General features: G+C 34.6%; 8 protein-coding genes. 4 read left to right on the top strand and 4 right to left on the bottom strand.

Annotated elements, in window-relative coordinates:
- Positions 1-3: 3 nt before the first annotated feature.
- Entirely contained in the window at positions 4-951 is a 948-nt protein-coding gene (locus CF67_RS03255) for a M23 family metallopeptidase (protein WP_034414718.1), read from the bottom strand.
- Positions 952-1173: 222 nt separating this feature from the next.
- Between CF67_RS03255 and CF67_RS03250 the strand changes: the two genes are divergently transcribed.
- The gene (locus CF67_RS03250) at positions 1174-1878 is read left to right on the top strand and encodes a DUF445 domain-containing protein (RefSeq protein WP_034414381.1); all 705 of its coding nucleotides are present in this window, start codon (positions 1174-1176) and stop codon (positions 1876-1878) included.
- Positions 1879-2086: 208 nt separating this feature from the next.
- On the opposite strand, the gene clpA is transcribed toward CF67_RS03250, so the two are convergent.
- From clpA to tyrS, 3 genes are all read right to left on the bottom strand, one after another.
- Complete coding sequence (clpA, locus tag CF67_RS03245; protein ID WP_034414379.1) at positions 2087-4333, bottom strand: ATP-dependent Clp protease ATP-binding subunit ClpA; 2247 nt, start codon at positions 4331-4333, stop codon at positions 2087-2089.
- 805 nt (positions 4334-5138) lie between these two features.
- On the bottom strand, positions 5139-7385 hold the full coding sequence (locus tag CF67_RS03240) for an NADP-dependent isocitrate dehydrogenase (RefSeq protein ID WP_034414377.1): 2247 nt from the start codon (positions 7383-7385) through the stop codon (positions 5139-5141).
- 77 nt (positions 7386-7462) lie between these two features.
- A complete protein-coding gene (tyrS, locus tag CF67_RS03235; RefSeq protein WP_034414716.1) occupies positions 7463-8650 on the bottom strand; it encodes a tyrosine--tRNA ligase in 1188 nt (395 codons plus the stop codon).
- Between the two features lie 135 nt (positions 8651-8785).
- Between tyrS and CF67_RS03230 the strand changes: the two genes are divergently transcribed.
- The 3 genes from CF67_RS03230 (at position 8786) to CF67_RS03220 (ending at position 13675) form a co-directional block, all read left to right on the top strand.
- Positions 8786-10069: a peptidoglycan DD-metalloendopeptidase family protein gene (locus CF67_RS03230; protein ID WP_034414375.1), complete on the top strand. Its 1284-nt coding sequence runs from the start codon at positions 8786-8788 to the stop codon at positions 10067-10069.
- Positions 10070-10437: 368 nt separating this feature from the next.
- On the top strand, positions 10438-12372 hold the full coding sequence (locus CF67_RS03225) for a PrkA family serine protein kinase (RefSeq protein ID WP_034414373.1): 1935 nt from the start codon (positions 10438-10440) through the stop codon (positions 12370-12372).
- Positions 12373-12409: 37 nt separating this feature from the next.
- Positions 12410-13675: a YeaH/YhbH family protein gene (locus tag CF67_RS03220; protein ID WP_034414370.1), complete on the top strand. Its 1266-nt coding sequence runs from the start codon at positions 12410-12412 to the stop codon at positions 13673-13675.
- Positions 13676-13687 lie beyond the last annotated feature (12 nt).

Here is a 13687-nt window from a genome sequence, read left to right as displayed (position 1 = left end):
TTTTTAGCCTGAGCTCGCCGCTAATTGCACAACCCTTTGCGATGAGAGTTGAAGTTGACTGCTGACTCTGAGCTCGACTTTGTTTACTAAAGATTCCCATCGAATACCTCTTACTTTATCAAATATACTCTCAAAATTATTAATAGTCCAATCAACAAAAGGAATTGGATCTAACGATCGCCCAATAAAACGAATCTCATAATGCAAGTGAGGACCAGATGATAAACCACTATTTCCAGAATAAGCGATCAAATCACCTTTCTGAACAAAGTCACCGTTCTTTACCTTGAACCTTTGCAAGTGAGAATAGGAACTACAAAATCCATAATTGTGCTGTAGACGCAAAAAATTTCCAGACCCTTTACCGCTAGAACGAATAACTTCAACTACTCCGTCAGCTGATGCATAAACTGGTGTTCCAATATTTACCGCAAAATCTTGACCACGATGAACACTAGTCTTTCCTGTGATTGGGTGCTTTCGCCTACCATATCCTGAAGAAATCCGTGCATTACGTACAGGAAAACCACTTGGTATCTGATTTAACATCATCATTCTGACTGATGACGTGATCGCTGCAGTGTTAAGACGCGACTCTAGTTCACCTTCGCTATCGTTCATACCCAACACTTTTTCTAAATCACTAAGCCTATATGAAACCAAATTTATTTTTTCTTCACGTTCAATTAAATCATTTTCTAAAGTAAATTTAAGTTCCCGAAGAGAAGCGACCTCTTCCCTTAAAGACGTTGATTTACTTTCAAGTTCCTGCTGTTTTAATTTAGCGAAATCAACCTCGTCTAACAAATAATAAATCACACCAACTATTGTTAAGACTCCAAACACAAAAAAATAACCAAAACCCTTTAGAAAACGGTGAAACCACTTATCAAAATGAAAATATCGAGTACCGTGAATAGAGGAAATCGAAACAACGACTCTTTCTGTCATAATTTTTTGATTTGCCAAAATAAAAACTGCTTTAATTTTAACAAATGATTGATTCCCCAGTCTGTGATTCAGCATTGATCTTATTAATTTACTAAAAGTCTATTAATTTTTGAAATTATTGCTATGGATAACTATAACCTAAGATCGCTGAATATAGGTCTTTCTTAAAAAGAAAAAATCTTTTAGAATGACTGCATTTTCCCCTGCGATTCTATCACAATTATGAACAAAAGCTTACTTACCAATATTCTCGCTTTAATGGTGCTGATGGTAGGTTACTACTTGAACAATCAGTTTTTTTTAAATGCTGGTCTTTTTGCTTTCTCCGGTGCAATCACCAACTCATTAGCCGTCCATATGCTGTTTGAAAAAGTTCCTGGACTTTACGGATCTGGTATCATTCCAGCTCAATTTGAAGGATTCAAAGCATCAATTAAAGACTTGATGATGGAACAATTCTTTACTACCGAAAATATAGATCGCTTTCTAAACAAAGGAAAATCTCGTAGCATCCCTCTAGAATTGAATCTAATACTGAAAGAAATTGACTTTAATCCAACTTTTGACTCCCTAATACAAGTAATTTCTGAATCCCCATTCGGAAACATGCTGGCTATGTTTGGAGAGGATACGCTTCAATCACTAAAACAACCTTTTGTCAAAAAAATGCAAAAATCAATGATTGACATAACTCAAACTCTAGAAGTGAAAAATACGCTCAAAAAACAATTTGAACTCCCTATGGCAAACGAAATTAAGGAGAATATCGAAAAAATCATCAATCAGCGCTTAGATGAATTGACGCCGGAATTAATTAAAAAAATGGTCCAGACTATAATAAAAAAACATCTTGGTTGGCTAGTAGTTTGGGGAGGAATCTTGGGTAGCATAATTGGTGTCATATCTTCGTTTTTTACTTTAATCTAACTTTATGTTCTAGCCGTGCTAAACATACCTTACTTCTCTACATAAGTTGCCAAGTATTTTTCGGTGTTTTCCATAATATAGCTAAATCTAGCTGAAACAAAGCTAACACTGAATTAGAACTGAACAATGAATCTAGAATCTCTCTTACTACAAAAAATAAAATAACTAGGCTAAACAATTTAAACCCAGCTACCTTTGCCATTAAGACTTAATATACAACCTTTTCCTTTGCACTAAAATATTGAAAGTTAAGCTCACTTTCCCTAACTGACACTTTAACTACTCCACCATAAATCAACGCACCAAACAATAGTTCGTCTGCCAAAGGTTTTTTAAGTTTCTCTTGAATCACTCGACTCATAGGACGAGCCCCCATCAATTTATCATAACCTTTCCTTGCTAACCAATGCCTTGCATCCGAAGAAACTTCTAAAGACACACCACGCACGTCCAGTTGAGCTTGTAATTCTACTATAAACTTATCAACTACTTGATGGATAATATTTTCATCAAGACTGTTAAACCAAATAACATTATCTAAACGATTTCTAAATTCAGGTGTAAAAACCTTCTTAATTGCAGATAGAAAGTCATAGCTGTTATCCTGCTGAATTAAACCTATGGATTTCTTCTCCATTTCTCGTACTCCAATATTAGTAGTCATTACTAGAATTACATTGCGAAAATCTGCTTTACGACCACTATTGTCTGTGAGTGTGCCATTATCCATAATCTGAAGTAACAAATTTAAAATATCAGGATGCGCTTTTTCAATTTCATCCAGAAGTACAACTGAATATGGATTTTTATTTACCCTACCAGTTAATAAACCACCTTGATCGTAACCGATATACCCAGGAGGTGCACCAATGAGACGACTTATAGAATGACGCTCAGAATATTCCGACATGTCAAAACGTATTAACTCAATACCCAATAGTTTTGATAGCTGAATAGTAACCTCTGTCTTACCTACTCCTGTAGGACCTGCGAATAAAAAAGAACCAACTGGTTTCTTGTCTGATTTTAAACCTGCACGAGTTAACTTAATCGCTTCACTCAATACATCAATCGCAAAATCCTGACCGAAAACTGACATCTTCATCTTTTTACTTAATTTTTCTAAAATATCCTTATCAGATGACGACATCGACCTCTTTGGAACACGAGCAATTTTTGCAACCATAGCCTCAATATCAGCAACACCTACAGTTTTCTTACGACGACTTGCAGGAAGCAAACGACTACGTGCACCAGCTTCATCAATAACATCAATCGCTTTATCTGGCAAATGACGTAAATTTATATATTTCGCCGATAACTCTACAGCAGCACGCAAAGCTTTATAGGTATAGCGAACCTCATGATAAGCTTCATATTTAGATTTCAAACCAATTAAAATTTTCATAGAATCCTCTAAAGAAGGTTCTAGAATATCGATATTCTGAAAACGACGAGACAAAGCTCGTTCTTTTTCAAAGATATTGCTGTACTCTTTGTAAGTAATTGAACCAATACATCGAAGCTTACCACTTCCCAATAATGGTTTAATCAAATTTGCAGCATCAACTTGACCGCCAGAAGTAGCACCAGCACCAATAATAGTATGAATTTCATCAATAAATAAAATGGTATTCTCTTCTTTTTCAAGCTGTCTTAAAAGCACTTTAAAGCGCTTTTCAAAATCACCTCTATACTTTGTACCAACTAATAAAGAACCAATATCTAAAGAGTAAATAATACTATTCTGGATGACTTCAGGCACCTGACCTTCCATGATTCTCCATGCTAAACCTTCGGCAATTGCCGTTTTTCCAACTCCAGCTTCCCCTACCAAAAGCGGATTATTTTTACGACGACGACATAAGATCTGAATGATACGCTCAAGTTCTCTATCACGACCAATCAACGGATCAATACCACCTTGTTTTGCAACTTGATTCAAATTAATAGCAAAATTTGCTAAATGTTCTTCAGAATTCACTTCTTCAATATTGTTTTCATTTTGTAAAGAGTCTAAAGATTTAGTAATTCTATGAGAAATAAAGTTAACAATATCTAGACGACTAATATCATTTTTTTTAAGTAAATATGCAGCATGAGATTCTTGCTCACTAAAAATAGCGACCAAAACATTTGAACCAATAACTTCACTACGTCCAGAAGACTGGACATGAAATACAGCCCTTTGCAGAACCCGTTGAAAACTTAGAGTAGGTTGTGTTTCCTTAGTCATATCGTTCTCGGGAATAAGAGGGGTAGTTTGATCAATAAACAAAGCCAAATCTTGACGTAAAACTTCCAAATTTACCTGACAAGCTAGTAACGCTTCCCTAGCGGCACGATTATCCAATAGTGCCAACAAAAGATGCTCAACACTCATAAACTCGTGCCGTTTTTCTCGAGCATTGGCAAAAGCACCGTTTAAACTCAACTCTAATTCTTTGCTAAGCATAAGTACCTCCTTTGAGAAAAACTCCATAGCATTAAACTTTTTCCTTTTGTACGGTAGTGGATATTTATTTTGTCAGGTAAACGCTAATTTGATAGGCCTTTGTTCCAGCAAGCATAGCGAGGTAAGTATAAACTGCTTTTTTCTCCACAATTAAGCATAAAGCATATTTTATCAGGAATCATGATTAAATGAATCTTCGAAGATTTTGATAAAAAAACTCAGTTTTGTTACCATGTTTACCGCATATTTTGAAAATATGGACAAGTAGATAGATCTAAATTTTTAATCTTTTTTACATTAAAGACTAATGCAGCATTAAAGCTGCTGCAAATAAAAACATATTATAGAATGATTCGTATTTCATTTATAATTTTTTCTTTAACAGGATATTATAACTTTCTCTGCAAAAAATATTCGCCATCTATGACGAATTGAGTTGAGACATAAAAAATCTAAAATTATTGACCACACTAAAAATAAACTAAATTAGTAATTTAAGAAATTTTAAAATGAACAACAACTGGATTTGTATTCACAATACAAAACTGAATCACACATCTAACCCAGTCATTTAAAAATATCAACAAAAACAAGGGATTTATTTTTCATTTCACACTAAGAAGGGATAGAAGTATTTTTGCTTATCATTCCAGTATAAAACAAGATGGATACCGATCAAAATCAGAACACCAAGTTGCATCATGATATAAAAGCTACCATGCGAGTGTTATCAAACTTACGAAAAACAGCATCAAAACAATCTCAAAATAAACCAACCATGTCTATTATACAGATTTTACACTGGTCAAGTTCGCTGATTTAATCGCTGCAGCTCATCAATAACTTTATTTAACGCTGAACTTGGACGCATCAACGCAACAGTTTTTTTCTTGTCAAACAAATAGTAGCCTCCTAAATCTCCTTCTATACCTTGTACATTTCTAAGTTCAGACACAATCGTACCTTCATTTTCAATAAGCGCCTTTGCAACAGGAATAAACTCGATAGCCAGCTCTGAATCTATAACTTGCTCAACTAAGGCTTCTGCCCAGTAAAGTGCCAAATAATAATGACTACCACGAGTGTCCAACTCACCAACTTTATATGAAGGAAACCTATCGTTATCTAGATATTTACCTATAGCTTTATCTAAAGCGCAAGCCAAAATTCCTGCTTTTGCGTTATCGCTTGATAAACTTACATGTTCTAAAGAAGCAGATAATGCTAGAAATTCACCTAAAGAATCCCAACGCAAGTGATTTTCTGTTTCAACTTGCTTAACATGCCTCGGAGCTGAACCACCAGCACCAGTTTCAAATAATCCACCCCCATTCATTAATCGCACAACTGATAGCATTTTTGCAGATGTGCCTAATTCAAGAATTGGAAATAAATCAGTCAGATAATCACGCAATACATTGCCTGTTACTGAGATTGTATCTAATCCATTTCGCATACGCACCAAAGAGAACTGACATGCCTCTGAAGGAGATAAAATCTTAATATTTAAATTAGAAGTATCATAATCGGATAAATAAATCTTTATTTTCTTAATAAGTTCAACATCATGCGCACGATTTTTATCCAACCAAAAAACAGCTGGTAAATTCGTGATACGAGCACGCGTTATGGCTAATTCGATCCAATCTTGAATTGCTGTATCTTTAGCTTGGCACATGCGAAAAATGTCTCCCTTTTCTACATTCTGTTCAAACAAGACTTCTCCTGAAATATCAACAACTCTAACTGTACCTTCATCATCGAGAATGAAAGTTTTATCATGTGAACCATATTCTTCTGCTTGCTCAGCCATCAAACCAACATTTGAAATGCTCCCCATTTTTGAAGGATCAAAAGAACCATTCTCTTTACAAAAGTCAATTATAGTTTGGTAAATACTTGCGTAACTACGATCTGGTATCATAGCTTTTGTATCTTTCCTCTGACCATCCGGCCCCCACATTTTACCGGATGAACGAAGCATCGTTGGCATGGATGAATCGATAATAACATCACTTGGAACATGAAAGTTAGTAATACCAAGATTTACATCAACCATCGCTAATGCAGGCTGAGTTTTATATACATTATCGATAGCTAATTCTATCTCTTCTTTTTGAGCTTGTGGCAATAAAACAATTTTTTCATACACATCACTTAAACCATTGCTTGCGTCTACACCTAATCTCTTAAATACATCATCGTACTTTGCAAACACATCTTTGTAATACGCTCTAACAGCATGCCCAAAAATGATTGGATCAGAAACCTTCATCATGGTTGCCTTCATATGTAAAGAAAGAAGTACATTCTTATCTTTGGCATCAGCAATCTCTCTTTCAAAAAAATCTATTAATGCTGACTTACTCATTACTGAAACATCGATAATTTCTTTGTCTTGTAATATAAATCTATTTTTGAGTACTCTGCTTGATCCATCATTTGTAGCAAACTCAATTTGAACTTGTGTTGTCCTATTCAGTGTTAATGATTTTTCACTACCAAAAAAATCTTTTTCTAGCATACTTGATACATGAGACTTAGAATCATGTTCCCACGCTCCCATTAAGTATGGATGCTTCCTTGCGTGGTTTTTAACTGATATTGGTATACGACGATCTGAATTACCATTACGCAGTACCGGATTTACCGCACTACCTTTAATGCGATCATAAGTGGCTTTCACAGTTTCTGATCTGAAATCGGTTGGCTTCTCAGGATAATTAGGAAGATTATATCCTTTCATCTGCAGTTCTTTAATTGCCGCTTTTAGCTGAGGAATTGATGCAGAAATATTAGGAAGCTTAATAATATTTGCTGATGCAGTTTTCGCTAAGTTACCTAGTTTTTCCAAAGCATCATCAATTTGTTGTCCCTCTTTTAAATATTCAGGAAAATTTGCTATGATACGAGCCGCTAAAGAAATATCATAAGTATCTATATGAACCGCAGAAGCTGTAAATGATTGGATAATAGGAAGTAATGAATATGTTGCTAGTGCTGGAGCTTCATCGGTGATGGTGTAAATAATTGTAGGTTTTTCTGTAAACATAAAATTTTCCTATATCTAAGCTTTAAATTGAATATCTAAAACGAGGCCAACTCATTATCATTGTTAAGGTATTTATGTCATTTAATTTTAATACATGCGAACCTCCTCTTGCCTACTTGAAACACATAAGCACCAGGTTCAGGAAAAAAATTTGTGTGCATTAACTTCTTACCTTCAATTTTTACTGCGCCCTGCTTAATCATACGAATAGCATCAGAAGTTGATACGCATAGTCTTGCTTCTTTTAAAATTCTACTAATCGGCAAGCCTACCTCAAAGTCAAATTCTGGCATTTTTTCCGGGATAAGCCGTTTTTGAAAGCAATTGATAAATTCTCGTTCTGCCATACATGCATCTACTTGATTATGAAAACGTGCGACAATCTCTTTTGCCAATAGAATTTTAATATCACGAGGGTTTCTTCCTAAGCTAACATCCGCTTTTAACTGACTGATCTCTTGAGAAGAACGGAATGATAATAACTCATAATAGCTCCACATTACACGATCAGAAATTGACATAATTTTACCAAACATTTCAACTGGATTTTCATTAATACCAATATAGTTACCAACTGACTTGGACATTTTTTTTATTCCATCTAAGCCAACTAAAAGTGGCATCATTAATAAAGTTTGAGGACTTTGATCAACCGTTTTTTGTAATTCACGACCTATTAGTAGATTAAACTTTTGGTCTATTCCACCAAGTTCAACATCACTTCTGAGCACTACTGAATCATGACCTTGTAATAATGGATATATAAACTCATGGATAAAAATCGGTTTGCCTCCAAGATAGCGTTTTTTAAAATCATCACGCTCAAGCATACGAGCAACAGTTTGATTTGATGCTAAGAGAATCATGTCTTCAGCACTCAAATTTGATAACCACTCAGAATTAAACCGAATTTCTGTTTTCTCTGGATCTAAAATTTTCAATACTTGTTCCTTGTAAGTTTCAGCATTTTTCAACACATCTTTATGACTAAGCTTCGGACGAGTATTATTCTTACCGGAAGGATCACCTACCATCGCCGTAAAATCACCAACCAGAAAAATCACCTCATGACCAAATTCTTGAAAAATACGCAACTTGTTGAAAACGACCGTGTGACCTAAATGGATATCTGGAACTGTAGGATCTGCACCTAATTTTACACGAAGAGGACACCCCTTTTTCAATTTTAGAATTAATTCTTCTTCAGAAATTAGTTCTTTTACACCCTGTTTAATTTCCCATAACGCCTCTTTAATGTTCGCTATTCCCATTTATCCCCCCTACAAATTTAGAAAAACATGAAAACTATTCATCTTACTTGAACAGCGATATTTTTTAAAATAAACTAAGTTAGCAAAACCACGTTAGTATCTATTAGAATTTGCAGAATAAAGCTCAAAATGTCGTCCATTTTCACTCGAATTTCATCAATCCATAAAATATTTATTTTTTTCCTTCTTTTACTAGTGATCATTATCTCTTTTCTTCCAAATCCTAAGGAACTAAGCCAAGGGAAAAAAAACTATGAAATTGGACCCCTTTATCCCATAAAAATTAATACCGAGGCTCTATCTTCCAGTAACGCTTCCATTCAATCTTCCAAGATTTTGCGCTGGAACAAACATACTATCGGTTCTGGTGAAAACACTGCTGTTTTGTTTCAACGACATAGTCTTTCCTCTCGCCTACTTCATGAACTAATCAACATAAACAGCGATATTAAAAGCCAATTAACAAAATTAAGACCTGGAGACATAATGGAATTCGGGTTCGATGAAAATAACAATTTGGTCAAGATAAGGCGTATATTAAATGCTCTAGAAACGTTTGTAGTTTACAAAACCAATTCAGGATTTAGATCTAAGTTCAATAAAAAAGCATTACACTTTCAATATAATTATAAAGAGGCAAAAATTACTTCTAATTTCTGGAATGCAGGTATTAATGCTGGCTTAACGGGCAATCAAATCATAGATCTTGCAGGAATCTTCAGTTGGGATATAGATTTCGCGTTAGATATTCGAAAAGGTGATCAATTTAAAATTCTCTACCAAGAACAAATAGTCGAAGGAGAAATAATAGGACGAGGTCATATTATAGCAGCTATATTTGTTAATCAAGGCGATACATTTACAGCAATCTTAGATAACGAAAGTGGCCAATATTATAATCTAGATGGCGATGCAATGAAAAAAGCGTTTTTACGTTCTCCAATCGATTTTCGTTGTGTAACATCAAACTTTAATCCTCATCGCTTACATCCAATAACCGGTAAAGTGGAGCCTCATAGGGGTACTGACTACTCTGCACCCATTGGTACACCAATATGGGCTGCTGGTGACGGTGTAGTCCAAAAATCAAGCTATAACAACTTAAATGGACACTATGTATTTATTCGTCACAACTACGACTATATAACAAAATACTTGCATATGGAACGTCGAATGGTCAAAACTGGACAACGTGTTAAGCAAGGACAAATTATTGGAACTCTTGGTGGTACCGGAAGAGTAACCGGACCGCACTTACATTACGAATTTTTATTCAAAGGCATTCATCAAAATGCTCGTACCGTTAAACTACCTCAATCTCAATCTTTAAAAGATAAAGCAAAGATAGCTTTTATCGCAAACGCTAAAATTCTCTTAAAAAAGTTGGAACACTACAGCAAATTGTTATATTGAAGGAGAAAACTATTTTTTTAAAAAAATAGTAGTACGTATCCTCATTCAATCATATCATTCCTATTCTTGTTGTTTTATGGATTGATCTTTGAAAGTATTCTTTTCTACTTATTATTGAGGAAAAAATTATTTAACTAACTATAACAATAAATATAAAGATCTAAGCAGAATTCTCAGCATTGTATTTATAAAAGATTTATGATTACCTTCGTCTTAAAGCAAAATTCCAATCAAGCTCATATTATTTCTAATAAATTAAAATAAACACTGAAAAATTCAGCATAATTCCAAAACTCTGTCTACCCTTGAATAAGAAAAGATTTGTACCTTAATACAGATTATTTGTCAGTTTCATAGGAAATTTTATCATGAGTATTTTTGATCACTTCCAAGCACGTTATGAATCAACTAAAGATGAAGAGCTATCATTACAAGGTTTTTTAGAATTGTGCAAAAAAGATAAAAGCGCTTATGTTAACGCTGCTGAACGTCTGCTAATGGCTATTGGCGAACCTGAGATCATAGATACCGCACAAGATCCTCAACTAAGTCGTATTTTTTCGAACCGTGTCATATCAAAGTATAAAACATTCGAAGAATTTTACGGCATGGAAGATGCTGTTGAGCAAATTGTTTCCTACTTAAAACATGCAGCTCAAGGATTAGAAGAGCGTAAACAAATCCTTTATTTATTGGGTCCTGTAGGTGGTGGCAAATCATCACTAGCAGAGAAGCTCAAAACACTAATGCAAAAGACACCCATTTATGTACTTTCTGCTAACGGTGAACGTAGCCCCGTTAATGATGCTCCTTTTTGCCTATTTGATGTCAATGAAGATGGAGAATTGCTAAAAGATGAATATGGTATTGAAAAACGCTATATTCACTCAATCATGTCTCCATGGGCTAGAAAACGCCTACATGAATTTGGTGGTAATATTGCTCAATTCAAAATAGCAAAAGTTTTCCCTTCTATTTTAGATCAAGTTGCTATTGCTAAAACTGAACCTGGTGATGAAAATAACCAAGATATCTCTTCCTTAGTAGGTAAGATTGATATTCGACAACTTGAGCATTTCTCTCAAAATGATCCTGACGCTTATAGTTATTCTGGAGCCCTTTGTAAAGCTAATCAAGGCCTAATGGAATTTGTAGAAATGTTTAAAGCACCAATTAAGGTTCTTCACCCGTTACTAACAGCGACTCAAGAAGGCAATTTCAATGGTACTGAAGGGTTATCTGCGTTACCATTTGATGGCATCATTCTTGCCCATTCAAATGAGTCTGAATGGAAAAACTTCCGAAACAATAAGAATAATGAGGCGTTTTTAGATCGTGTTTACATTGTAAAAATACCGTATTGCTTACGTGTTTCCGAAGAGGCAAAAATCTATCAGAAATTACTAGATCATTCTGAATTAGCTAAAGCACCATGCGCACCAAATACACTAAACGCACTGGCCCAATTCAGTATTTTATCCCGTCTTAAAGAACCAGAAAATTCTTCCCTCTTCTCTAAAATGCGTGTTTATGACGGTGAAACCTTAAAAGACACCGATCCTAAAGCTAAAAGCTACCAAGAGTATCGCGATTATGCCGGCGTTGATGAAGGTATGTCAGGTCTATCGACTCGTTTCGCATTTAAGATCTTGTCGCGTGTATTTAACTTTGATCAGACAGAAGTTGCAGCAAACCCTGTCCATTTATTCTACGTCATTGAACAACAAGTAGAGCGCGAACAATTTCCTAAGGAACAAACTGAAAAATATTTGGAATATCTCAAAGGTTATTTAGTACCACGTTATATCGAATTTATTGGAAAAGAAATTCAGACTGCTTATCTTGAATCTTACTCTGAATATGGACAAAATATCTTTGACCGTTATGTTATTTACGCTGATTTTTGGATTCAAGACCAAGAATATCGTGATCCTGAAACTGGTCAATTATTTGATCGATCATCATTAAATAACGAATTGGAAAAAATTGAAAAAACCGCAGGGATTAGCAATCCTAAAGATTTTCGTAATGAAATCATAAACTTTGTTTTACGTGCCAAAGTTCATAATCATGGTCAAAACCCAATATGGACAAGTTATGAAAAGCTCCGTACAGTCATCGAAAAAAAAATGTTTTCTAATACAGAAGAGTTGTTACCAGTTATTTCTTTCAATGCCAAAACCTCCTCAGAAGATCAAAAAAAACACGATGACTTTGTCGCTCGTATGATGGAAAAAGGTTATACCGAAAAACAAGTCAGATTGCTATCCGAATGGTATTTACGTGTTCGTAAATCATCTTAATTAGCTTGTAGCGACATGACAACTCAGGAGAAAATTCATGGTACAATTTATAGACAGACGATTGAATGGAAAAAATAAGAGTGCAGTTAATCGTCAACGTTTTCTACGCCGTCACAAAAAACAGATTAAGGAATCAGTGGCTAATGCAGCTAATCGTAGATCAATAACTAATATCGATTCCTGTGAAGATATCTCCATTCCACGTCGAGACATAAGAGAACCAATATTCCGTCAAGGTGACGGTGGTACAAAAGAAAGAATTCATCCTGGTAATGACCAATTTGTTTTCGGTGATAAAATCAAACGTTCTAAAACTAAAGACTCCGACAAAGGAACAACTAATTCGGAGATTGTAGATGAAGATGAGTTTGTATTTCAAATATCCAAAGATGAGTATCTCGATTTATTATTTGAAAATTTAGAACTCCCAAATTTTAAAAATAATCAAATGAACAAAATGATTAAATGGAAAACACACCGAGCAGGTTTTCAGACAAAAGGTGTTCCTTTCAATATCTCAATCATACATTCATTACAGCGGTCCTTTGCTCGTCGCACAGCAATGAGTGCGAACAAAAAGAAAAAACTTAGTGAACTAGAAATAGAACTAAATAAAATTCAAAGTATCAAACCGAATCAAGTTGATGAAGAACAACGTTTAAAACAAGAAATAGAATCACTACGTAAAAAAATCGAGAGCATTCCATTTATTGATACTTTTGATCTTCGTTTTAAAAATTATAAACGACAACCCATTTTATCTAACCAAGCTGTTATGTTTTGTCTAATGGATGTTTCCGGTTCTATGGATAAGATAACCAAAGATATTGCTAAACGTTTTTACATTCTACTATATTTGTTTTTAACTCGTACCTATAAAAATGTTGATGTAGTGTTTATTCGTCACCATACACAAGCAAAAGAGGTGAATGAGCATGATTTTTTTTATTCGACAGAAACCGGGGGTACTCTTGTATCTAGTGCTCTCAAATTAATGCAAAAAATCACTCAAGATACAGACCGTTATCCAATTGCAGAATGGAATATATATGCTGCGCAGGCATCAGATGGCGACAATTGGGCTGATGACTCTCCTAATTGTCGAGAGCTACTGTTAAAAAAGCTCTTGCCTAATTGCCAATATTATTCTTACATTGAAATCACCAAACGTCCCCATCAAACTTTATGGCATGAATATGAAAAAGTTGAACAATCATCCAACAACTTTGCAATGAAAAATATTAAAACCGTCGATGATATTTTTCCAATATTTCGAGAACTATTTAAAAAAGAAATAACTTAGAGCAGGTCTCTT

The sequence above is a fragment of the Candidatus Photodesmus blepharonis genome, from assembly GCF_000731795.2.
Classification (GTDB): domain Bacteria; phylum Pseudomonadota; class Gammaproteobacteria; order Enterobacterales; family Vibrionaceae; genus Vibrio; species Vibrio blepharonis.
This window is presented reverse-complemented; position numbering and strand designations above follow the sequence as displayed.